At 64.3% G+C, this 21,331-nt stretch carries 26 protein-coding genes and 1 tRNA gene; 26 read left to right on the plus strand and 1 reads right to left on the minus strand.

All coding sequences use genetic code 11. The features are described from left to right. Positions 1-10: 10 nt before the first annotated feature. Positions 11-295, minus strand: a complete 285-nt coding sequence (rpsT, locus tag K5554_RS06655; RefSeq protein WP_221040362.1) for a 30S ribosomal protein S20 — start codon at positions 293-295, stop codon at positions 11-13. Positions 296-451: 156 nt separating this feature from the next. Between rpsT and K5554_RS06660 the strand changes: the two genes are divergently transcribed. From K5554_RS06660 to K5554_RS06785, 26 genes are all read left to right on the plus strand, one after another. Continuing rightward, positions 452-688: a hypothetical protein gene (locus K5554_RS06660; RefSeq protein WP_221040363.1), complete on the plus strand. Its 237-nt coding sequence runs from the start codon at positions 452-454 to the stop codon at positions 686-688. 307 nt (positions 689-995) lie between these two features. Further along, positions 996-1,289 carry a metal-sensitive transcriptional regulator gene (locus K5554_RS06665; RefSeq protein WP_221040364.1) on the plus strand — a complete coding sequence of 98 codons (294 nt, stop codon included), beginning with the start codon at positions 996-998 and terminating at the stop codon, positions 1,287-1,289. A gap of 163 nt (positions 1,290-1,452) precedes the next feature. Beyond that, positions 1,453-3,870 (plus strand): copper-translocating P-type ATPase, encoded by a 2,418-nt coding sequence (locus K5554_RS06670; RefSeq protein ID WP_221040365.1) that lies wholly within the window; start codon positions 1,453-1,455, stop codon positions 3,868-3,870. A gap of 73 nt (positions 3,871-3,943) precedes the next feature. Next, positions 3,944-4,195 carry an SHOCT domain-containing protein gene (locus K5554_RS06675; RefSeq protein ID WP_255565594.1) on the plus strand — a complete coding sequence of 84 codons (252 nt, stop codon included), beginning with the start codon at positions 3,944-3,946 and terminating at the stop codon, positions 4,193-4,195. A gap of 179 nt (positions 4,196-4,374) precedes the next feature. After that, a complete protein-coding gene (locus K5554_RS06680; protein WP_221040367.1) occupies positions 4,375-5,277 on the plus strand; it encodes a fumarate hydratase in 903 nt (300 codons plus the stop codon). Further along, positions 5,274-5,813, plus strand: a complete 540-nt coding sequence (locus K5554_RS06685) for a FumA C-terminus/TtdB family hydratase beta subunit (RefSeq protein WP_221040368.1) — start codon at positions 5,274-5,276, stop codon at positions 5,811-5,813. The genes K5554_RS06680 and K5554_RS06685 overlap by 4 nt, the downstream gene beginning before the upstream one ends. A 207-nt stretch (positions 5,814-6,020) precedes the next feature. Further along, positions 6,021-6,206, plus strand: a complete 186-nt coding sequence (locus K5554_RS06690; protein ID WP_221040369.1) for a 4-oxalocrotonate tautomerase — start codon at positions 6,021-6,023, stop codon at positions 6,204-6,206. Positions 6,207-6,304: 98 nt separating this feature from the next. Then, positions 6,305-6,577: a hypothetical protein gene (locus K5554_RS06695; RefSeq protein ID WP_221040370.1), complete on the plus strand. Its 273-nt coding sequence runs from the start codon at positions 6,305-6,307 to the stop codon at positions 6,575-6,577. Positions 6,578-6,678: 101 nt separating this feature from the next. Continuing rightward, on the plus strand, positions 6,679-7,494 hold the full coding sequence (locus tag K5554_RS06700; protein WP_221040371.1) for a M23 family metallopeptidase: 816 nt from the start codon (positions 6,679-6,681) through the stop codon (positions 7,492-7,494). Further along, the gene (locus tag K5554_RS06705; protein WP_221040372.1) at positions 7,491-8,378 is read left to right on the plus strand and encodes a M50 family metallopeptidase; all 888 of its coding nucleotides are present in this window, start codon (positions 7,491-7,493) and stop codon (positions 8,376-8,378) included. The genes K5554_RS06700 and K5554_RS06705 overlap by 4 nt, the downstream gene beginning before the upstream one ends. Positions 8,379-8,561: 183 nt before the next feature. Further along, positions 8,562-10,412, plus strand: coding sequence for a TIGR03960 family B12-binding radical SAM protein (locus tag K5554_RS06710; RefSeq protein WP_221040373.1), 1,851 nt, complete (start codon positions 8,562-8,564; stop codon positions 10,410-10,412). Then, on the plus strand, positions 10,409-11,125 hold the full coding sequence (locus K5554_RS06715) for a TIGR03936 family radical SAM-associated protein (protein ID WP_221040374.1): 717 nt from the start codon (positions 10,409-10,411) through the stop codon (positions 11,123-11,125). The genes K5554_RS06710 and K5554_RS06715 overlap by 4 nt, the downstream gene beginning before the upstream one ends. Then, the gene (locus tag K5554_RS06720; protein ID WP_221040375.1) at positions 11,122-12,828 is read left to right on the plus strand and encodes an Rne/Rng family ribonuclease; all 1,707 of its coding nucleotides are present in this window, start codon (positions 11,122-11,124) and stop codon (positions 12,826-12,828) included. Before K5554_RS06715 ends, K5554_RS06720 begins: the two co-directional genes overlap by 4 nt. 491 nt (positions 12,829-13,319) lie before the next feature. After that, positions 13,320-14,243 (plus strand): prephenate dehydratase, encoded by a 924-nt coding sequence (gene pheA, locus K5554_RS06725; RefSeq protein WP_221040376.1) that lies wholly within the window; start codon positions 13,320-13,322, stop codon positions 14,241-14,243. 87 nt (positions 14,244-14,330) lie between these two features. Beyond that, positions 14,331-14,648, plus strand: a complete 318-nt coding sequence (rplU, locus tag K5554_RS06730) for a 50S ribosomal protein L21 (protein WP_221040377.1) — start codon at positions 14,331-14,333, stop codon at positions 14,646-14,648. Then, a complete protein-coding gene (locus tag K5554_RS06735; RefSeq protein WP_370636953.1) occupies positions 14,645-14,971 on the plus strand; it encodes a ribosomal-processing cysteine protease Prp in 327 nt (108 codons plus the stop codon). Before rplU ends, K5554_RS06735 begins: the two co-directional genes overlap by 4 nt. After that, on the plus strand, positions 14,968-15,258 hold the full coding sequence (gene rpmA, locus K5554_RS06740; RefSeq protein WP_221040379.1) for a 50S ribosomal protein L27: 291 nt from the start codon (positions 14,968-14,970) through the stop codon (positions 15,256-15,258). Before K5554_RS06735 ends, rpmA begins: the two co-directional genes overlap by 4 nt. A 123-nt stretch (positions 15,259-15,381) precedes the next feature. Continuing rightward, positions 15,382-16,152: a Spo0B domain-containing protein gene (locus tag K5554_RS06745; RefSeq protein ID WP_221040380.1), complete on the plus strand. Its 771-nt coding sequence runs from the start codon at positions 15,382-15,384 to the stop codon at positions 16,150-16,152. A gap of 45 nt (positions 16,153-16,197) precedes the next feature. Then, positions 16,198-17,484, plus strand: coding sequence for a GTPase ObgE (gene obgE / locus K5554_RS06750; protein ID WP_221040381.1), 1,287 nt, complete (start codon positions 16,198-16,200; stop codon positions 17,482-17,484). Continuing rightward, positions 17,465-17,707: a hypothetical protein gene (locus K5554_RS06755; protein ID WP_221040382.1), complete on the plus strand. Its 243-nt coding sequence runs from the start codon at positions 17,465-17,467 to the stop codon at positions 17,705-17,707. Before obgE ends, K5554_RS06755 begins: the two co-directional genes overlap by 20 nt. 88 nt (positions 17,708-17,795) lie before the next feature. Continuing rightward, positions 17,796-18,431, plus strand: a complete 636-nt coding sequence (gene nadD, locus K5554_RS06760; protein WP_255565547.1) for a nicotinate-nucleotide adenylyltransferase — start codon at positions 17,796-17,798, stop codon at positions 18,429-18,431. A 96-nt stretch (positions 18,432-18,527) separates the two neighbouring features. Beyond that, a complete protein-coding gene (locus tag K5554_RS06765) occupies positions 18,528-18,788 on the plus strand; it encodes an RNA-binding protein (RefSeq protein WP_221040383.1) in 261 nt (86 codons plus the stop codon). Between the two features lie 102 nt (positions 18,789-18,890). Continuing rightward, complete coding sequence (yqeK, locus tag K5554_RS06770; RefSeq protein ID WP_255565548.1) at positions 18,891-19,529, plus strand: bis(5'-nucleosyl)-tetraphosphatase (symmetrical) YqeK; 639 nt, start codon at positions 18,891-18,893, stop codon at positions 19,527-19,529. Further along, positions 19,489-20,721 (plus strand): LCP family protein, encoded by a 1,233-nt coding sequence (locus tag K5554_RS06775; RefSeq protein ID WP_221040384.1) that lies wholly within the window; start codon positions 19,489-19,491, stop codon positions 20,719-20,721. The genes yqeK and K5554_RS06775 overlap by 41 nt, the downstream gene beginning before the upstream one ends. A 16-nt stretch (positions 20,722-20,737) precedes the next feature. Further along, complete coding sequence (rsfS, locus tag K5554_RS06780) at positions 20,738-21,154, plus strand: ribosome silencing factor (RefSeq protein ID WP_221040385.1); 417 nt, start codon at positions 20,738-20,740, stop codon at positions 21,152-21,154. A gap of 99 nt (positions 21,155-21,253) precedes the next feature. Then, positions 21,254-21,328: transfer RNA gene (locus K5554_RS06785), tRNA-Ala, on the plus strand. The last annotated feature ends 3 nt before the right edge of the window (positions 21,329-21,331 follow it).

Consider the following 21,331-nt stretch of genomic DNA (forward strand, 5'->3'; position numbering starts at 1 on the left):
ACGCCTTTTCTTAACCGACCTGTTCTTTTCGTTCTTTGAACTGCGCCAGCTTGCGGCTGAGCTGTGACTTTTTCCGGGCAGCGTTGTTCTTATGCAGTACGCCCTTTGCAGCAGCCTTGTCGATGACGCTGAAGGCTTTGGCCAAGGTCTCTTTTACCACGTTTGGTTCGGCTTTGTCCAGAGCTTCGTTGAAACGGCGGATAGCGGTGCGCACGCGCGATTTGACGGCCGCATTGTGCAGGCGCCGTTTTTCCGCCACCTTAATCCGCTTAAGGGCTGATTTAATGTTAGCCACTCACTTTTCACCCCCTTGGCCACGGCCGGGCTCGTATGTTCACCCCCACATTGTACCATGCAGCCTACGGAAAAGCAAGGGATGGTGAGGATGGGCCGCCTCCGGATGGTGGACCAAAAGACAGCCTGGGACATATGATGCTACGTGGGGACCTGGTTGCTGCGTGCGGTGACGCATACCCTGCGCGCTTTTTCCAGAGCCCCATCCCCGCCGGCCGGCCTCCGGTACGTGGGCCGGCCGCTCGCGGCGCGCGGCCTGCACGCGGTACTCCACCGGCTGCAGGCGACGCGCGTAGCCGGCGTCTTCAGCACCCAGGCTACGGCACTTACCACCCCGCCGCCCAAGTTAAGGCCTATACACAGCTATAATCGCTGCTGTCGTGGGGTAGACTAGGCCCACCTGAAGAAAAGGGGGTCGCGGGAATAGCTAGGGGAAAACAGCCCCAGAAGCCTAAAGAAGCGGGGAAACTGCCTGGGGAAGCGGGGGAAACCCAGGGTTACGGGATTTCCCTCCTCAACGACCTGCCGGCTAAAACGACCAAGCGCCCTCAAGAGAAACGCGAGCGGCCGGGCTAAAATGCGCCGGCGGGCCCCTTGCCTTCCCTTCCGGCCGTGGTATAATAAGCGTAGTAATTACCCGGTAAGGGTAGCAGGCTTTACCCGAAAACTCGGATTTACCTGGTAGGGAGGGAGGGGGTACCTTGGAAGGGCAGCATGGGCATGGCACCCATTACGAGCGGGATAAAGACGGCATTCTGGAGCGGCTGCGCAAGGTGGAAGGGCAGGTCCGCGGTATCCAGCGGATGGTGGAGGAAGACCGCTACTGCGTCGACATCCTGACGCAGGTGGCGGCGGTGCGTGCGGCGCTGGATAAGGTGGGCCTGATGCTCCTGGAGGGTCACACCCGCGGCTGTGTGGTGCGGGCCATCCGCGAGAACCACGGTGATGCGGCGATTCAAGAACTTATGGATGTGGTGCAGAAGTTCATCAAGTAGGAGCGGGGCAGCGGGCGCGCTGCCCTCTTTTGTGCTCTTTTGGCGGCCCTTGCCCAGGCGGCGTGCCGGCGAAATTCCGTCTTGACAACGCTGCCGGGAGGGCGTACAATAGAGCCGAAAGGTACCCCACCGGGGTATGGTGGGGTGAAAGGGAGTGTAAATCATGGTACACGTCCGCATCAGCGGGATGAGCTGCGCCGCCTGCGCCCAGCGCATCGAGAAGGGCCTGAAGCAGGTGGACGGTGTTAAAGAAGCCCGCGTTAACTACGCCACCGCCCAAGCCGCGCTTGAACTTGAGCCGGGCGCCGCCGGGCTGGACCGGGTGATAAAAAAGGTGCGGGACTTGGGTTACGACGTGGTGCTGGATCACGTGGAACTCGGCCTGGGAGGGATGAGCTGCGCCGCCTGCGCCCAGCGCATTGAAAAGAAGTTGGCTTCCTTGCCAGGGGTGGCGCGGGCGGCGGTGAACTTCGCCGCTGCGAGGGCCAGCGTGGACTACGACGGGACCAACCTTGCGCCCCAGGACATGATCCGGGCCGTGACCGACCTTGGTTACCGCGCCTTCCTGGCCAGCGACGAAGCGGCCGGGGACCGTGAGCGGGCCGAACGGGAAGCAGAGATCGGCCGGCAAAAGCGGCTCTTCATCTTTGCGGCGCTCTTTTCTCTGCCGCTTCTTGTCTACATGTTCGGCGAGATGCTGCACTGGATGTGGCTGCCGCGTTTCATCTTCAGTCCCTACTTCCAGTTTGCACTGGCGACACCGGTGCAGTTCATCGCCGGCTGGCAGTTTTACCGTGATGCTTATCACACCTTAAGAAGCGGCGGTGCCAACATGTCGGTACTCATCGCCCTGGGCACCACGGCCGCCTACGGGTACAGCACCGTGGTCACTTTCTTCGGTGCGCGTCTGGGACGCTCCGACGTCTACTTCGAGACGGGGGCGCTCATCATTGCTCTCATCATCCTGGGCCGGTTCCTTGAGGCCATTGCCAAGGGCCGTACTTCCGAGGCCATCAAGCAGCTGATGGGCCTGGCACCCAAGACGGCCCGCGTGGTGCGCGGCGAACGGGAAGTGGACATCCCCGTGGCCGCGGTGCAGGTGGGCGATGTGGTGGTGGTGCGCCCGGGCGAGAAGATCCCCGTGGACGGCACCATCATTGAGGGCGCCTCGGCAGTGGACGAGTCCATGCTCACCGGTGAGAGCCTGCCGGTGGACAAAGGCGTCGGCGACAGCGTGGTAGGCGCTACCATCAATAAACACGGCAGCTTCAAGTTCCGGGCCGAGAAGGTGGGACGCGACACGGTCCTGGCCCAGATCATCCGGGTGGTGGAGGAGGCGCAGGGTTCCAAGGCGCCTATCCAGCGCTTGGCCGACTTGATCTCCGGCTACTTCGTACCGGCGGTGGTTGGCATTGCGGTGGTAACCTTCCTCCTCTGGTACTTCCTCCTCGCCCCTGGGGACTTCACCCGCGCTCTCATCAACTTTACGGCGGTGCTGGTGATCGCCTGCCCCTGCGCCCTGGGCCTGGCCACACCCACCTCGATCATGGTGGGGACCGGCAAAGGGGCTGAGAACGGCATCCTCATTAAGGGCGGCGAGTACCTGGAGAAGGCGCACAAGCTCCAGGCCATCGTACTCGACAAGACGGGGACCATCACGCGCGGCGAACCCGAGCTTACCGATGTGCTACCCTTGAACGGCTTCACGCGCGAGGAAGTGCTCTTTCTGAGCGCCAGCGCCGAGCGCGCCTCGGAACACCCGCTGGGCCAGGCCATTGTGGCGGGGGCGGAGGCAGCGGGCGTGACGCCGGCCGAGCCGCGGAACTTCCAGGCCGTCCCCGGTAAAGGGATCGCGGCGGATGTTGCCGGCAAGAAGGTACGGCTGGGCAACCGCCGTCTCCTGGAGGAGGGCGGCCTTGACCTCACGCAGTACGAAAAGGAGATCGCGGCACTGGAAAACGACGGTAAAACGGCGATGCTGCTCCTTGTGGACGGTGCCTTGGCGGGCGTGGTGGCGGTGGCGGACACGGTTAAAGAGAACGCCTTCGAAGGCATTGCGGAACTAAGGCGGCTGGGGCTCAAGGTCTACATGCTCACCGGCGACAACCGGCGCACCGCCCAAGCCATTGCGCGGCAGGTAGGGATCGACGACGTGCTGGCGGAGGTGCTGCCCGAGGACAAGGCCCGTAAAGTGGAAGAACTCAAACGGCAAGGACTTACAGTGGGCATGGTGGGGGACGGCATCAACGACGCCCCGGCGCTGGCCGTGGCTGACGTTGGCTTCGCCATCGGCACCGGCACCGACGTAGCCATAGAGGCGGCGGATATAACCCTGATGCGTGGCGACCTGCGCGGTATTGCCGCCGCCATCGAGCTCAGCCGCGCCACCATGCGCAACATCAAGGAGAACCTCTTCTGGGCCCTGGCCTATAACAGTCTGGGTATTCCGGTGGCGGCGGCCGGGCTGCTTTCTCCGGTCATCGCCGGAGCGGCCATGGCCTTCAGCTCCGTGTCCGTGGTCACCAACGCCCTGCGGCTGCGGCGCTGGCGCTACCGGCCTCTGGCCGGCCGGGCGGCCTGAGACGCAGAAAAACGCTGGATACGGGAAAAGCTAATTCTAGAGAGCACGCACAGCAAGGGAGGAAACCAATGTGATGTGGCCCTATTGGTACGGTGGCAGCTTTGGCGTGTGGGGCTGGGTATTAATGCTGGTTCATGCCGTGTTATGGGTGGGCATTGTCGCCCTGGGCGTTTACCTGGTGGCCCGCGCTCTCAGGCACTCGGGCATGGGGCCCGCGCCCGAGCGGGTGGAGACGCCGCTCGAGATCCTGCGCCGCCGCTACGCCGCCGGCGAGATTTCCAGCGAAGACTACCAGCGGATGAAAGAGGAACTGAAGCACGACTGACGCCGCAACGGGATGCCCGCGGGCGGTAGGAGTATTTCTCTCCACGGTTCGTGGAGATCCGGGAAAAATGCGCGACGTACGCTGCTGCAGCCGGGGATTTCCCCGGCTTTTTCTTGTAGTAAAAGGCAGGGCAAGGTAAAATGGAAAAAGCGGGAGGGAGAACGGGAGGGAATACGGCGATGCACGCAGAGGCAGACGTTCGCAGAGCTGCGAAAAACAGCAAAAAGTTGATACCTGACCCCGGGGTGGTGGAGGAGCTGTGCCTTAAGGCGGTGAGCCGGCTGCCGCAGGATGTGCGGCAGGCGCTGGCGGCGGCCGAGGAGCGGGAGAAGGACGCCGTGGCGCGGCGGACATTGGGGCTCATCTTGGAGAACGCGCGCCTGGCGGCGGAGCGCGGGCGGCCGCTCTGCCAGGACACGGGCCTGGCGGTGGTCTTTGTGGAGCTGGGGCAGGAGGTGTGCCTGGCGGGGGATCTGGTGCAGGCGGTGAACGAAGGGGTGCGGCGCGCGTACGTGAACGGCCGCCTGCGTCGCTCGGTGGTGGGCGACCCGCTGATCCGGGAGAACACGGGGGACAACACCCCGGCCATCCTCCATGTGGAACTGGTGCCGGGGGACGCGGTGAAGCTCACCGTGGCGCCCAAGGGAATCGGCAGCGAGAACATGAGCCGGCTGGCCATGCTGAAACCCGCCGACGGGCGCGAGGGCGTCATCCGCTTCGTACTGGAGACGGTGGTCCAGGCCGGCCCCAACGCCTGTCCGCCGCTGGTGGTGGGGGTGGGCCTGGGCGGCACCATGGAACGTGCGGCCTACCTGGCCAAGAAGGCCCTGCTGCGCCGGTTGGATGAGCCGAACCCCAAGCCGCACCTGCGTGAACTGGAGGCGGAGCTGCTGCGGCGCGTGAACGACCTTGGCATCGGGCCGGAGGGGCTGGGCGGGCGGACAACCGCCCTGGGAGTTTCCGTCGAGGCCTTCCCGACCCACATTGGGGGCCTGCCGGTGGCGGTGAACCTGCAATGCCACGCTGCCCGGCATGCTGCGGCCGTGTGGCGGCCGGGCCGGGGCTGGGAGGTGGAAGCATGAGGGTGCTGAAGGCCCCGCTGACCGAGGCGGATGTTCTCGCGGTGGCGGAGGGGGAAGAGGTGCTCATTTCCGGGGTGATGTACACGGCACGCGATGCCGCCCACCGGCGCCTGGTGGAGGCGGCCGAGCGCGGTGAGCCGTGGCCGGTGAACCTGGCAGGACAAATCCTCTACTACACCGGCCCCTGCCCGGCGGCTCCCGGCGAGGTGATCGGCCCCGCCGGGCCGACCACCAGCGGGCGCATGGACCCGTACACACCGCTTCTTCTGGCCCGCGGTCTCAAGGCCACGGTGGGCAAGGGTCGGCGCAGCCCGGAGGTGCTGGCCGCTCTGGAGAAGTACCGGGCGCTTTACCTGGTGACCTACGGCGGCCTGGGGGTGCTCCTGGCCGACCGCATCAAGCGGGCCGAGGTGGTGGCCTACCCGGACCTGGGGCCGGAGGCCATCTTCCGCCTCGAGGTGGAAGACTTCCCCGCCATCCGGCCCGGGGTCAGGTATCAACTTGCACAAATTCAACCAACTAAGATAAAGTGCTAAGGTACTGAAGCCTGCCGCCGTGTCCCAGGGCGGCGCACTCTGGGAGCAAAAGCCGCGTACCCCGGGTAACTTCATCCTCCACCGGCATAAGCGGAGTGTGTAATATTGCGCGCTGTGAATGGTAGGAGCAGGAAATGGACCGCAGGCGGAGAATAGGGGAAAGAAAGCGGCTTCAGGGGCCGCAAAGCATAAGAAGGAGGGTTGACATTGCCCATCGTACAGATTGAGCTTCTGGAGGGACGGACCATCGAGCAAAAGCGGGCGCTCGTGGCCAAGGTGACGGAGGCCGTCACCTCAAGTCTGGGCGTGTCCCCGGACGCCGTGCGCATTATCCTGCGCGACATGGCGCGAGAGAACTTCGCCCACGCCGGCAAGCTGTACGCCGATAAGTAAAGGCCGGAAAGCGTAAGGTGCAAGGAAACGGCAGGGGCCGCAGAGCCGTTCCCTGTACGGCGTAAGTCATGAAAAAACGGCTGGGAAGAAGGGATGAGATGCAGCTACCGCAAGGCTTGACCGCACTCGACAAGCTCTTTCTTCTGCCCGTCGGCCTCATCCTGGTGGGGACGTCGCTGTGGAACTGGGCGCACGGCTGGCGTGATGCTTTTACGCTGATTTGGTTCCTGGTAGGGCTGAACAACCTGCTGCTCTTGGGCCAGAAGGCCTGGCCCAAGCGGAGGGGCGTTTTCAACGTGCTGATCCCGCTGAGCGGCCTCACCCTCATCCTGGCCTCGGCGTACCTGCTTTTCACCTACCTACGCAAGTGAGGAAAGAAGTCAGACCTGAGCCCGTTTTTCTCACAACCCTTCTCATATTCCGGAGCACCCGGCATATAATTTAGGGACAAAGCTCCGGGGAGGGGAAGGCTGTGGGACTTGGCTACCGCTGGCACAGCCTGCGGCGGCGCCTAACGGCGCAGGTGGGGGAGTCGCTTCTGGTCCGGCAGCTTGTGGCGGCCGCCGCTTTGTACTTTGCCGTCTGGGGGCTGGTGCAGGTCAACCTGCCGTTTACCAACAGCGTGGTGCGGCTGGTGCACTGGTCAGTGGCCGAGTACCGGCCGAAGGTAAACTGGGAGAAGCTGCGCACGTACAGTCAGGAGGGCTGGCGCCTGCCGGCCCTGCCAACCTTCAAGGGGACCGGCGAGGAGACGGCTCCGGCGGCGGCATTGAACGGTTACGTCTTTCCCACGGAGGGCGGGAAGGTTGTGTCCCGTTACGGCTGGCGCCTCCACCCGGTTTACGGCGACAAGCGTTTTCACCAGGGGATTGATATTGCGGCGCCCAGCGGGACGCCGGTGAAAGCCATTTACGGAGGCTATGTCAGCCGGGTGGCGGAAGACGAACTCTTAGGGCAGGTGGTGGAGATCAACCACGGCACCGGTATAACCAGCCTGTACGGCCACCTGGGCGAGATCCTGGTAAAGGAAAAGCAGGTGGTCCGCACGGGCGAGGTTATCGCCAAGGTAGGGGCGAGCGGCGTCACCGCTGGCCCCCACCTGCACCTGGAGATCAAGGAGCGCGGGGTGAACGTGGACCCGGCCATTAAGCTGGGCGTGCTGGAAGAGCCGGCGGCGCCGGCGCCGGCCCCCGTCGACGATGCGCCCACCTCCGACCCTGAAGACAAAGCCTCGCCCGGCCCGACGGTGCGCCGGACGCCGGGCGCGCCGAAGGGGGCAGGGGGTTGAGAGTAGGGCGCATCCTAGGCGTCCGGATTGTCCTCAACAACTTTTTCTTCCTGGCGCTGCTGGCTTACGCCTGGCTGGGGCTCCTGCCGGAGGTGTTAACGTTGTTCGGGGCGGCTCTGCTGCATGAGCTGGCCCATATGGTGGTGGCGCGCGCCTACGGCCTGACGGTGCGGGAGATGGAACTTCTGCCCTTCGGCGGGGTGGCGCGCATCGAGGACCTGGACCTGGCCGGCCTGGACCCGGAGACGGAGACGGCGGTGGCGCTGGCCGGGCCGGCTGAGAACGTTATTCTGGCCGGGGCGGCCTGGCTGCTGGCCGGTTACGGGGTGTGGGATCTCTCCTCGGCCGGCCTTTTCCTGCGGGCCAACCTGTCGCTGGCGCTGTTTAATCTCCTGCCCGGCCTGCCCCTGGACGGGGGGCGGGTGTTGCGCGCCCTTCTCAGCCGCCACCTGCCCTGGCGCCAGGCCACCGACCTCACGGCGCGCCTGGGGCAGGCCCTGGGCGCGCTGCTCGTGTGCCTGGGCGCGGCGTTCTACCGCGAAAGGATGGCGGCGCTTACCACCGCCCTCTTGGGCGGTTTTCTTTTGGCGGCGGCGGGCGAGGAGCGGCGCTGGGCCGGCCTGGCGCTGCTGCGCTACCTGGCCCGGCAACGCTCGCGCCTCGCCACCGGTGAGGTGCTGGCCGGGCAGCCCCTGGTGGCGACGACCGACACGCGCCTTAAGGAGGTGGTGCGCGCCTTCGCCGCCGGCCGCTACCAGCTTATCTGGGTGGTGGGCGAAGGGCACAGGCTGCGCGGCCTTTTAGGCGAGGAAGAGTTTGTCGCCGCCTTTTTGCACTTGGGCCCTGCGGCGACGTTGGGGGAAGCGCTCGAGCGGCGCAAGTGAGCGGCCTCAAGGGCGCCTCAAAGAGGATTTTTTCGGGCGGATGGAGAAGTCTACCGGGCGGGAACGCGGAGTATGTTTCCGCCCCGATTTCTTTATAATACAACCACGAGGCCCGGCCGGCGGTTTGCGGAGGGCGGCTGCCCGGCTCTGCCGCCCGGCCGGACAAGGAGATGAAGGCGTGGCATGGCTCAGCTGCTGAAGACCCTGGAGGAAATCCTGCCCCGGGTGGAAAAACCGGCTCGTTACTGGGGCGGTGAGTGGAACCAGGTTAAAAAGGACTGGCAGGCGGTCCCGATACACATGGCCCTGTGTTTTCCCGATATTTACGAGGTGGGGATGTCGCACCTCGGTTCCAAGATCCTCTACCACGTGGTGAACGCGCGGTCCGACGCCCTCATGGAGCGCGTATACGCTCCTTGGGTGGATATGGAAAAGGAGCTGCGGGCGGCGGACCTCCCGCTCTTCAGCCTGGAGACCAAGACGCCCCTGGCCGGGTTTGACCTGGTGGGCTTCACCCTGCAGTACGAGATGACGTACACCAACGTTCTCAACATGCTGGACCTGGCGGGCATCCCGCTCCGCGCCGCCGAGCGCGGCGAGGGGGATCCCTTTGTGCTTGCCGGGGGCCCTTGCGCCTTTAACCCGGAGCCGCTGGCGCCCTTTTTGGACTTTGTGGTGCTGGGTGAGGGCGAGGAGGTCCTGGGAGAGATCCTGGACCTGGCCCGGGACTGGAAGGCGCGCCGGGGCGCGCGCGCGGATTTTCTTACGGCGGTGGCTGCTGTTCCAGGGGTGTACGTCCCGGCCTTTTACGACGTGGCCTACCGGCTGGACGGCACGGTGGCGGCGGTGCGCCCGAACCGCCCGGGGGTGCCGGAGCGGGTACGCAAGCGGGTGGTGCGCGACTTCGATAAGGTGACCTTTCCCGAGCGCCCGGTGGTGCCCTTTCTCGATGTGGTGCACGACCGGGTGATGCTGGAGCTTTTCCGCGGCTGCGCCCGCGGCTGCCGCTTCTGCCAGGCCGGCATGATCTACCGCCCGGTGCGCGAGAAGGACATGGCGACGCTCCTGGCCCAGGCTGAAAAGCTGCTTAAGAATACGGGGTACGGCGAGATCTCGCTCGCCTCGCTTTCCAGCCTGGACTACTCCCACATCGCAGAGCTGATCGATGCCCTGGTGAACCAGTACGGCACGGAGGGGGTGCGGGTTTCCCTGCCCTCGCTGCGCGCCGACAGCTTTGCCGTGGAGCAGGCGCGCAAGGTCCACGAGGTGCGCCGCTCCAGCCTCACCTTTGCGCCTGAGGCGGGGAGCCAGCGCCTGCGCAACGTGATCAACAAGAACGTCACGGAAGGCGATCTCCTGGCGACGGTGGAAACGGCGGCCGAGGCGGGCTGGAACGCCTTTAAGCTCTACTTTATGCTGGGGCTGCCCACCGAGACGGACGACGACGTTCTCGGCATCGTCGAGCTGGCAAGGAAGGTAGCGAACCTTAAGCCCCAGGGAGGCCGTATTACGCGGGTGACGGTTTCCACCTCGAATTTCGTGCCCAAGCCGCACACGCCCTTCCAGTGGGAAGGACAGGTGGAGCGCGAGGAACTGAGGCGGCGCCAGCTGCTCGTGCACGAACGGTTGAAGGGCAAGCGCCTGGAGCACCGCTGGCACGAGCCGGAGCAGAGTTTCCTCGAGGCCGTCTTTTCCAAGGGTGACCGGCGCACTGCCGCGGCGCTGGAACGCGCCTGGCGCCTAGGCTGCCGCTTAGACGGCTGGAGCGAGCACTTCCGCTTCGACCTTTGGCAGCAGGCCTTTCAGGAGACCGGTCTCGACCCGACGTTCTATGCCAACCGGAAGCCGGCGGCCGGCGAGACTCTCCCCTGGGATCACCTGGACCCGGGGGTGAGCAAGGAGTTTCTCCTCCAAGAACGGGAGCGCGCTCTAAGCGGCGAGCGCACCCCGGACTGCAGCCGGGAGCGTTGCAGCGCCTGCGGCGTCTGCCCGGCCCTCGACATTCCCATCCGGCGGCGGGGTGAGACAAAATGAGAATTCGCGTCAAACTGGCCAAGGACGAGGCCGCCCGCTTTATCTCGCACCTGGACCTGGCGGGGGCGGTGGAGAAGGCGGTGCGTCGCGCCGGCCTGCCCATCGCCTATTCCGAGGGCTTTACGCCCCGACCCAAGATCGCCTTTGCTTCCGCCCTGGCTCTCGGGGCTACTAGTACGGCGGAGTACGCCGACTTTGAATTAAGGGAGCGCCTTCCGATTGCGGAGTTTGTCCGGCGGCTGCGCGCGCAGCTGCCGGAGGGGCTGCGCCTTTTAGCCGCCCGGGAGGTGGCGGCGGGTGCACCGGCGCTCATGGCCGAGATCGACGCGGCCGGTTGGGAGGTGGCGGCGCGCCTGCCGGGACGGCGGGCGGCTGAGGTGGCGCGCGCCTGGGAGGAGTTTCTCGCCCGGGAGCGGATTTACATCTGTAAGGAAACCAAGCACAAGCGCCGGGACCTCGACATCCGGCCGCTTATCCTTAAGGCCCGTCTGGTCCCTTGCGACGAAGGCGGTACCTGGGACTTACTCCTACGTTCCGGGAGCTCCGGGAACCTGCGCCCGGAAGAGGTGCTGACGGCTTTTTTCGCTGCCGCAGGCTGGGAAGGGAAGATAGAGAGAATACACCGGACCGGGCTCTACATTGAACGCTGGGGCGAGCTGATGACGCCCCTGGTGGAACCGCGGGTTCCGGAAGAAGCGGGGGAGAGCGAGTGAAAAAAGAGATCGTGGTGCACGCGGCGGCCGAAGAGACCTGGGTGGCGGTACTGGAAGACCAGGTGCTGGTGGAGCTCTACGTGGAACAGGAGACCGGCCGGCGTCTGGTGGGTAACATCTACAAGGGCCGGGTGGAAAACGTGCTCCCTGGGATGCAGGCCGCCTTCGTCAACATCGGCCTGGAGCGCAACGCCTTTCTCTACGTGGCGGACGCGGTGCCGCAACGCCAGCCGAACGGCGGCGAGGAAGAGGAACCGGTGCCGGTGGCCGGGCTCAGCATCCAAGATGTGTTGCGCGAGGGTCAGGAGGTGGTGGTGCAGGTCACTAAGGAACCCATTGGCGGCAAGGGCGCGCGGGTGACCACGCACCTGACCCTGCCCGGCCGCAACCTGGTGCTCATGCCAAAGGTGGACTACGTGGGCGTGTCGCGCCGCATTGAGGATGAAAAAGAAAGGGAGCGCCTGCGCGCCGCTGCCCGGCACCTCAAGCCCGAGGGGATGGGACTCATTGTGCGTACGGTGGCGGAGGGTATGGCGGAGGAGGACCTGGTGCAGGATCTGGATTTCCTGCGCCGCCTCTGGCACCAGGTGGAGGGGCGGATCAAAAAGAGTAGTGCGCCGGCGGTGGTGTACCGGGACCTGGACCTCATCTACCGCATCGTGCGCGACCTGTTCACGGCCGATGTCGACCGTTTCGTGGTGGACAGCCGCGAGGTGTACGAGCGTGCGCTGGAGCTTTTGGAGCTCATGAGCCCGGAGCTGAAGGACCGGGTAACCTACTTTGACCCGCGTAACGACATCCTGCAGGTCTACGGCCTGGAGGCCGACCTGGAGAAGGCCTTCCGCCGCAAGGTGTGGCTGAAGTGCGGCGGCTACATAGTCATCGACCAGACGGAGGCCCTGACGGCCATCGATGTCAACACGGGCAAATATGTGGGGTCAACCTCCCTGGCGGAGACGGTGCTGAAGACCAACCTGGAGGCCGCCCAGGAAATAGCACGGCAGCTTAGGCTGCGCAACATCGGCGGCATCATCGTCATTGACTTCATCGACATGGAGGACCCGGAAGCCCAGGCCCGGGTGCTGGCGGCGCTTGAGGAACACCTGAAACGCGATAAGGTAAAGGCCCATGTGCTGGGGCTCACCAAGCTCGGCCTGGTGGAGATGACCCGCAAAAAGATGCGCCAGGCCTTGGACAGCGTGTTTCTTAAGCCCTGCCCGTACTGCGAGGGGCGGGGGAAGATACCGTCAGAGGAAACCGTGAGCCTGAAGGTGCGGCGGGAAACGCGCCGCCTCCTCGCCCAGCAGCCGGTGGCAGCCCTTTTGGTGGAGGTGCACCCCAGCGTGGCGGCGGTGCTCATCGGTCCGGGCGGCGCGGGGCTGGAGGCCCTGGAACGGGAGCTCAAGATTCCCATCCATGTGCGCGGGGTGGAGGCCCTGCACAGCACGGCTTTTACCCTCAAACCCTTTGGCTCGCGCGACGCGATGCTGGCCGCGGCGCTTCCCGTGCACAGCGGCCAGGTCCTCACGCTTAAGGTGGAGGAGCAGCACCTTACCAATCCGCGGGACGGCATCGCCCGGGTGGAGGGCTTTGTCATCGACATCGAGGACGGCGCGCGGCTGGTGGGTGAGACGGTGCGGGTGGAGATCACCAAGTTGACGCGCACCTATGCCAGGGCCCGCCTGCTGTCCCGGGCGAAGTGAAGGCAAGTTCGACAGGCGGATCCAAGGTTACACCAAAGCCGTGTTATATCCCCGGGCCGCTCCGGGAGCGGTGAGGAGCCGGGCGGGTTTATGAGGTGGCACAAGGGTGGCGCAAAAACAGTCTTGACAGGGACGCCTGGTTTGTGCTAAGCTCTTTGCCAAGCCACACTGGATAATGGCTGTGAAGGGGAAAAGTAACGCCGGGCGGCGCAGAGAGCGAGCCGGGGCGGTGGAAGCCGGCTGCGCCACCGGGCGCGAAGTTCTCCCTGGAGCCGGCCGCTGAAGGCGCCGCGCGCCGGTAGGCAGGCCCGGAGCTCCCGCCGTTACAAGGGAGCCGGTATCGGCCTGCCTGTGTACTATAAGCGGCCCGTACCGGGAAGAGGGGGCCCGGCCGCGCTTGGTGCGGCGGGCCAAGTAAGGTGGTACCGCGAGAAGGCCTCTCGTCCTTGATCGGACGAGGGGTTTTTTCTTTGCTGGGCGGAGGTGGTAAAATGCTGACTCAGCCTGCCTATCTGGGTTACCTGGGTCCAGAAGGTACCTTCAGCGAGGAAGCGGCGCAGCGCTATGTGACTGAGGCGCGCCTGCCGCTTACGCTTCGGGGCTTGGCCACCTGCCGGGAAATCGTGGCGGGCGTGACGGCAGGAACCCTGGCGGCCGGGGTGCTGCCCTGGGAGAACTCTCTGGAAGGGCCGGTCACCCCGACCCTGGATCTACTTTTCCAGGCCGAAGGGTGCACGATAAGCGCGGAGGTGGTGATCCCGGTGGTGCACAGCCTCCTGGTCCGCCTTGGCACGCCCTGGGACGAGGTGGAGGAGGTTCACTCCCACCCCCAGGCGCTGGGGCAGTGCCGGCGCTTCCTCGAGACATACCTGCCCGGTGCCGCGCAGGTACCGGCGGCGAGCACTGCAGCTGCCGCCCGCGCGGTGGCTGCCGGCGACCGGCCCTGGGCGGCCATTGGCCCGGTGTGGGCGGCGGCTCGCTACGGTCTGCAACCGGCGCGGATCGGCATTCAGGACGAACCGGGAAACTGGACGCGTTTTGTCATTCTTGCCGGCAGAAGTTCCAAGTGGCCGGGGCTGCCGGCCGGGCCGGCCAAAACGGCTGTGGTTCTGGTACCACCCGCTTACCGCGCCGCCGCCCTCCCCACCTGCCTAGGTATCCTGGCTGAACACGGGGTACCGCTTCTTAAGCTGGAGTCGCGCCCGGCGCGCCGCCGGCTGGGGGAATACGTTTACCTGTTGGAGGTGGCCGGGCACGCCGAGAGCCCGTCCCTGGCCCAAGCCCTGGCTGAGCTCCGGCGGCGAGCGGGGCTGCGCATTTTGGGCTCTTACGCCGCCTGCTGCCACCCGGACGCTGTGCCGGCCAGCCTCGGGCCGGAGGGCCGTGCGTTGACGGGGGGCCGGGCCGTGTGCTAGAATAGGGCGTAAAGGTCTGCCGCACGGAGCAGGCGTAAAGCGCCTGGCGCTGCCTTCTCCGGCGAGCCTGGGTATGGAGGTGGGAGAATGTACGCTGTTATTGAGACCGGCGGTAAGCAGTACCGGGTGCAGGAAGGCGACGTGATCTTCGTCGAAAAGCTCCCGCAGGGTCCGGACGAAACCGTGGAGTTCGAGCGGGTGCTGCTCGTGGGCAAAGAGGACGGAGTTCTGGTAGGCAACCCGGTGGTGGCCGGCGCCAAAGTCACCGGTAAGGTACTGGAACAGGGCAGGGCGCCCAAGATCCTGGTGTTCAAGTACAAGGCCAAGTCCAACTACCGGCGCCGTTACGGCCACCGCCAGCCGTTTACCAAGGTTCAGATTGGAGCCATTCAAGCCCAGCAATGATTACGGTGTCCATCCAGCGCCGGGTAAGAACGGGCATTACGGGCTTTAGCGTTGCGGGACATGCGGGCACGGCCCCGAAGGGGCGGGATATCGTCTGCGCGGGCGTTTCCGCCCTCACCCAGGCGGCGGTTCTCGGCCTGGAGGAGCACCTGGGCCTGGTGCCGCAGGTGACGGTGCGGGAGGGGTTTCTCAGCTGCCGGCTGGGCGAGCCCGGTAAAAAAGCGGACGCGGCTCAGGCCATCCTGGAAGCCATGGCGCTGGGACTTGAAGCGATGGCGGAGGAATACCCGGACAGAATAAGAGTGGAGGAGGTGCTGGAATGAGGCGGTTTGACCTGCAACTTTTCGCGCATAAGAAGGGAATGGGCAGCTCCCGGAACGGCCGCGACAGCCACGCGCAGCGCCTGGGCGTTAAGCGCTTTGGTGGTCAGTACGTAACGGCCGGCAGCATCCTGGTGCGGCAGCGCGGTACCAAGGTGCACCCGGGCGAAAACGTCGGTATCGGTAAGGATGACACCCTCTTTGCCAAGGTGAGCGGCGTGGTGGTGTTTGAGACGCGCCCGGGCGATCGCAAACTGGTCAGTGTGCGTCCGGCGGTGGCGGCGGAATAAATTTTCGAAGAAAAGGGCACCCCACCGGGTGCTCTTTTTTACGCTCCGAAAGGAAAAATCCTCCACTCTGTCGAATAGATAAGGCAAATATTCAGATGTACCGTGATGGGGAGTGACCGCAAGGTGAAACGGCCGCAGGGTGACTTCTCCCGGAGGCAGCTGGTGTTCCTGGGGGTGGGCGCTTTGGCACTCCTCGGTTTTAGCTGGGTTTGGCTGCTTTGCGAGCCGGAGCACCACTGGGGCCTGCTTTCCGGGTTTTGCTTCTTAGGTGGGGCTGCCATTGGCCATGCCTGGGCGCTGGGCCTGCACCACCATTTTGTGCCTACAGCCGCCGAGGTGGTGCACCTCCTGCAGCTGCAGCGCCATGCTTTTTTGAATCATCTGCAGGTGATAAGCGCCCTGGCGCAGCTCAACAAACCGGAGCACATTTGCGAGTACATAACTTCCACCAATAAAGACCTGGACCGGGAGCGCTGCTTGACGGGCCTGCTTCCGGCCGAGGCCGGACTGGTGCTCCTTGACTGGTGCTACCGCTTACATGATGCCGGCGTTGCCGTGCAGGTGGACCTGAAAACCGACCTGTCGCGGCTGGCCAACGGCACCGGTTTGGCGGCCCTTCTCATGGAAGCGCTGACGGCGCTTATCGGCGCCGGTAGCGCCGTCAAGGAGGTTGCACTGAAAAGCTTCAGCGAGGACGGCGATGAGGTACTGGAACTTACGCTGGTCTTTGACGGCAACTTACCCTGGCCTCGCCCGGCCCGGCTGCGGGAGCGAGCGCGAACGGTGCCGGCCGAGGTTAAGGTGAAGCGGCAGGAGAACACTCTCACCCTAGCCATCCTGCTTACGCCCGTACACGTGCCGGCTGCTCCTAAGGTGGGGGCGGCGAAAAGCTGAACAGGTCGGGGAATGCTAAGGCAAAAGCTAGTTGGAGGCAAGGTAATGTTTTACGATACGGCCAAGATCTTTGTGCGCGGCGGCGATGGCGGCAACGGTTGCCTGAGCTTTCGCCGCGAGAAGTACGTCCCGCGCGGCGGTCCAGATGGGGGGGACGGGGGTAGGGGCGGTGATGTTGTCCTGGTGGCCGACGGCGGGCTGCACACCCTGGCCGATTTTCACTACCGGGCGCACTTTAAAGCGGAACGCGGCGGGCATGGGCGGGGCAGCAACAAGCAGGGAGCCAGCGCACCGGACCTCGTTATCCGGGTGCCCGCCGGCACGGTGATCAAGGACGCCGAGAGCGGGGCGGTGCTGGCCGACCTGGCAGCCGACGGGCAGCGGGTGGTGGTGGCGCGTGGCGGCCGGGGCGGCCGGGGTAACGCCCGCTTTCTTTCCAACACCAACCGGGCGCCGCGCCTTGCAGAAAAAGGAGAACCGGGGGAAGAACGCTGGCTGCTCCTGGAGTTAAAGCTCTTGGCCGACGTAGGGCTGGTGGGCTATCCCAACGCGGGCAAATCCACACTCTTGGCCCGCACCACCGCAGCGCGCCCGAAAATCGCCGACTACCCTTTCACCACCCTGGAGCCGAACCTGGGCGTGGTGGAACTGGAAGACACCAGCTTTGTCCTGGCCGATATCCCCGGCCTCATTGAGGGGGCGCACGCCGGCGCCGGGCTGGGCCATGAGTTTCTCCGCCACATTGAACGCACCCGCCTTCTTATCCACGTGGTGGACGCGGCGGGCACGGAGGGACGGGACCCGGTGGAGGACTACCGGCGGATTAACGCCGAGCTAACGCTTTACCAGGAAGCACTGGCTGAGCTGCCCCAGGTGGTGGCGGCCAACAAAACAGACCTTCCGGCGGCGGCGGCTCAACTGCCGCGGCTTACGGCGGCCGCCGGTGCCGACGGGCGGCGGGTGTTTCCCCTCTCCGCAGTTACCGGGGAAGGCGTCAAGGAGCTTTTGGGTTACGTCGGCGGTATGCTGGCGAAGCTCCCGCCGCGGCAGGCCGGTGAAGCGGAGCCGGCGGTCTTCCGGCCCGGGCCGGAGGAGGGCTTTCACCTCGAGCGGGAAAACGGCATATTCATTATAAAGGGGCGGGCTGTGGAGCGGCTGGTGGCGATGACCGACTTCAAACAGGAAGAAGCCGTCCAGCGCCTGCAGCGCACCCTGGAGCGAATGGGAGTTGAAAAGGCTCTGGCCCAGGCGGGAGCGCGGGATGGTGATATCGTTCGCATAGGAAAGCAGGAGTTGGAGTACCACCGTAGCGATGATCTTCTCGATTCTTAAAGAAGTGGAGGTTCAAAAGTCTGGGATGGACTGCCTGGACTGCGGCAACTGCCGCAAAGGAGAGACCGTGTACTACTGCCCGGCCCGCAATGATTTTGTTATTGTCGATGGCATAACCAGGATCAAGGAACGCAAGACGAGCGGCAGCTCCGGCGAGCACGAGCGCACGGAGAGGCGCAAGAAACTCCGGCGTGAGCGGGGCAGCCTGCGGGGGGCGAGCTAGGGCTCTGGGGCCAGAGCCCCCTTTTTTCTACGCGGGAACGGCCAAGCTGTGGTATAATGGCGGGAGCGAATATACGGGGGGAAAGGAATTGACAGAGGGTGCGCTGCGGCGCATAGGGATTATGGGTGGTACCTTTGACCCCATCCACTACGGTCACCTGGTGGCGGCTGAAGCTGCCCGGGCGGCCTTTGACCTGGAACCGGTGCTTTTTGTTCCGAACCGGCTGCCGCCGCACAAAAAGGATTATCCCGTGAGCGACGCCAAACACCGCTACTTGATGACGGTGCTCGCCACCATCACCAACCCGCATTTCGAGGTTTCCCGGGTGGAGCTGGACCGCGAGGGCTACTCCTACACCATCGATACCCTGCGCCTGCTGCGCGCCAAGTTCGGCCCCACCGTTGACCTGTACTTTATCAGCGGGGCCGATGCCATCCTGGACCTTCTCAGTTGGAAGGACGTGGACGATCTCCTGGGCTTGTGCTACTTTATCGCCGCCACCCGCCCCGGCTACAAACTCAGCGTTGAGCTGGGGCACCTGCAAAGAAAACATGCCAGCCGGGTGTTTACCGTGGAGGTACCGGCTTTGGCCATCTCTTCCACCGATATTCGCCGGCGCGTACGGGAGGGGAAACCCATTAAGTATCTTCTGCCGGAGTCGGTGGAAAACTACATTTACAAACACGGCCTGTACTACAGCAAAGCGCCCGCCGAGGACAAATAAAAATTTGTATCACGACAGCAGGAATGTCTATACTAAGTGTAGAACTCCTCATTTAAGTTCGAGGTTTCTGGGCCTCAGAAAGGTAGGTGAAGTTCCTTGAAAACCATCTACGTTGGCAATCTACCGTGGGCTACCACAGAGGATGAGCTGGCCTCGGTGTTTGCTGAAAAGACTGGTGTCGACATCCAGGCGAGCCGCATCATCACGGACCGTGAGACCGGGCGTTCCCGGGGCTTCGGGTTCGTAGAGGTAGCTGACGCTGACCTGGATAAAGTCCTTGCAGCGATGCAGGGTGTGACGATTGGCGGCCGCGAAATCGTGGTGAATGAAGCCCGGGCGCGGCAGGGCCGGGTTTAACAGGCGCCAAGCAGCGGGCCCTCGTGTATCTCACGAGGGCTCCTTTGCTTGCCCGCCCCTGGTCGTGGGACGGCGAATAATATGTTTGGCAGGTGAATAAGGGTGCAGGCTTTGTCCTCGGCTGAGCTTAAAGCCAGGCTGGCGGCGCAGCTTACGCCGGAGCGCCTGGAGCATTCGTTGGGCGTGGCGGCTGCGGCGGTAGAACTGGCGCAGCGCTGGGGGGTCGATGCCGGGCGAGCCTGGTTGGCCGGCCTCCTGCACGATTGTGCTAAGGGGATGAGGGCGGACGAGTTGTTGCAATGGGCGCTGGCGTTTGGTATAGTAAGGGATGATACCGAAACCGCCTGTCCAGACCTGTTGCACGGGCCGGTGGGAGCCCTCCTGGCCTGGAAAGAGTACGGCGTCGCTGACGCCGCCGTGCTCTCCGCCATCCGGCTGCATACGCTGGGCGCAGAGGAGATGGGACCGCTCGACAAGATCATTTACCTGGCGGATTACATTGAACCCGGGCGGGATTTTTCCGGGGTCGAGGAACTTAGGCGCAGCGCCGAACAGGATCTTAACCAGGCCGTACTGCAGGCTATGGAAGCCACCATTCGGTATGTCTTAAAGCGGGGTCTGCCGCTTCACCCGCAAACGGTGGCGGCCCGGAACAGCCTGCTCCGGGAAGTTGCGCCGGAGACACGGGAGAGGGGAAAACATGACAGAGGTAAAAAGAAGGCGGGTAGTCCGCCGGTTTAATTGGCGAAGGTTTGCGCTGTTTTCTTCCTGTGCGTTGCTCCTTATAGCGCTGGCGGTGGGTGCAGCCTTTTACGCCTTTCTCGGCGGGCTGGGGCCTGCCGGCGGCGAGGTGGCCGGCCGGGAGCATCCGGAGCCGGCCAAGGAGGAGCCGATCAACGTGCTCGTTTTGGGCCTGGATGCCGGTGTTTTGGAGCCCCATACCGGCCACTTGCCGGAACGCACTGACACCATGATGGTGGTGACCTTTGACCCGGCGAAAAAGCGGGCCGGCGTACTTTCCATACCCCGTGACAGCCGCGTGACCATTCCCGGGCGCGGCACGGACAAGATCAACGCCGCCCACGCCTACGGTGGAACGGCCCTGGCCATTAAAACGGTGGAAAACCTGCTCAATATCCCAATCCACTACTACGTGAAGATCAATTATGCGGCCCTGACCAAGATTGTTGATGCCTTAGGCGGGGTTAAGATCGATGTGGACCAGAACATGCACTACGTTGACCGCGCGGGGGGCCTCAAGATCGATCTCAAAGCGGGCCCGCAGGTCCTGGACGGCGCCAAGGCGGAGCAATATTTAAGGTACCGCAACCAGACAGGTGATATCGGGCGGATCACCCGCCAGCAGAAGTTCGTGCGGGCGCTGGCCGACCAGGTGTTCTCCCCGAGCACGCTGCTCAAGGTGCCGGAGCTGGCCCGCATCATCAGTGAGAACGTGGAGACGGACCTGACCCCTTCCCAGATGGTGTACTACGCCAACTTGGCCCGCCAGGTGGACCTGGCGCAGGTGCCGATTGAGACCTTGGCCGGTACGGACAAGTACATCGGTGGGGTCAGCTACTGGCTGGTGGACAGGGAGAAGGTGAGCGACCAAGTGGCCAAGGTTCTTTTGGGCATCGACCGGGATGCCAATAAGGCGGTGCGGGTGGAGGTGCTCAACGGTAACGGCGAGGTGGGCGCGGCGCGTGAAGTGGCGCAGCAGCTGACAAACATGGGTTACACCGTGGTGCGAGTAGGCAATGCCGATCGCTTCACCTACCGGCAGAGCCAGATTCTCACCCTGCCGAGCGCTCCGGCGGCGGCAGTGGACAGCATCGCCCAGGCCCTTAACGTGACGCGCATTGCCCCGGCCGCGGCAGGGGAAAGCAGTGACGTGGACATCAAGGTGATTGTCGGCCGGGATCTAGCTGGATAAGGAGGTCGGTTGTAGCGTGGAGCCGCAAGAGGTGGCGCGCCTGGCAGCCCTGGCGGCCGAAGAAAAAAAGGGCCGCGATGTGGTTATTCTGGACATCTCCGGCATATCGCTGATCGCCGATTACTTTGTGATTGCCGGTGCCGGCAACCGTGTGCAGCTGGCGGCCATCGCCGACCGGGTGGAAGAGGTGCTGGCGGAGCATGGGGTACAGGTGCTGCACCGGGAAGGACACGCCAACGCCGCCTGGGTGCTGCTCGACTACGGCGGCGTGGTGGTGCACGTAATGCTGGACGAGGCCCGGGAGTTTTATGCGCTGGAACGCCTGTGGGGCGACGCCCCGGTTTTTCGCCCTGAGACCTTGACAACCGGGGCGAGTTCCAGTATAATGTCGACTGTGACAAGCGAACACGCGAGCCATGAAAAGGAGCAGTAAGCAAAGGTGCTGCCTTAAGAGAGCCGGGAGTAGGTGGGAACCGGCGGCGGCGGTTGCTGAACTCGCCTTGGAGCATGGATGCAAAGTGGGTAAAGATGTGGGGCTGTGGCGCAGTGGGAGCGCGCTTCCTTGGCATGGAAGAGGTCACGGGTTCAATCCCCGTCAGCTCCACCAATT

This window comes from Gelria sp. Kuro-4, assembly GCF_019668485.1.
In the GTDB taxonomy this organism is placed as follows: domain Bacteria; phylum Bacillota; class DTU030; order DUMP01; family DUMP01; genus DUMP01.

Bases quoted from the DNA above. Each gene is read 5' to 3' on its own strand.
- K5554_RS06675 (WP_255565594.1), top strand. From the start codon at position 3,944: ATGTGGCCCTATTGGTACGGTGGCAGCTTTGGCGTGTGGGGCTGGGTA.
- K5554_RS06670 (WP_221040365.1), top strand. From the start codon at position 1,453: ATGGTACACGTCCGCATCAGCGGGATGAGCTGCGCCGCCTGCGCCCAG.
- obgE (WP_221040381.1), top strand. From the start codon at position 16,198: ATGTTTTACGATACGGCCAAGATCTTTGTGCGCGGCGGCGATGGCGGC.
- K5554_RS06685 (WP_221040368.1), top strand. From the start codon at position 5,274: ATGAGGGTGCTGAAGGCCCCGCTGACCGAGGCGGATGTTCTCGCGGTG.
- K5554_RS06680 (WP_221040367.1), top strand. From the start codon at position 4,375: ATGCACGCAGAGGCAGACGTTCGCAGAGCTGCGAAAAACAGCAAAAAG.
- K5554_RS06755 (WP_221040382.1), top strand. From the start codon at position 17,465: ATGATCTTCTCGATTCTTAAAGAAGTGGAGGTTCAAAAGTCTGGGATG.
- rpmA (WP_221040379.1), top strand. From the start codon at position 14,968: ATGAGGCGGTTTGACCTGCAACTTTTCGCGCATAAGAAGGGAATGGGC.
- K5554_RS06695 (WP_221040370.1), top strand. From the start codon at position 6,305: ATGCAGCTACCGCAAGGCTTGACCGCACTCGACAAGCTCTTTCTTCTG.
- K5554_RS06710 (WP_221040373.1), top strand. From the start codon at position 8,562: ATGGCTCAGCTGCTGAAGACCCTGGAGGAAATCCTGCCCCGGGTGGAA.
- K5554_RS06735 (WP_370636953.1), top strand. From the start codon at position 14,645: ATGATTACGGTGTCCATCCAGCGCCGGGTAAGAACGGGCATTACGGGC.
- K5554_RS06775 (WP_221040384.1), top strand. From the start codon at position 19,489: ATGACAGAGGTAAAAAGAAGGCGGGTAGTCCGCCGGTTTAATTGGCGA.
- rplU (WP_221040377.1), top strand. From the start codon at position 14,331: ATGTACGCTGTTATTGAGACCGGCGGTAAGCAGTACCGGGTGCAGGAA.
- K5554_RS06715 (WP_221040374.1), top strand. From the start codon at position 10,409: ATGAGAATTCGCGTCAAACTGGCCAAGGACGAGGCCGCCCGCTTTATC.
- pheA (WP_221040376.1), top strand. From the start codon at position 13,320: ATGCTGACTCAGCCTGCCTATCTGGGTTACCTGGGTCCAGAAGGTACC.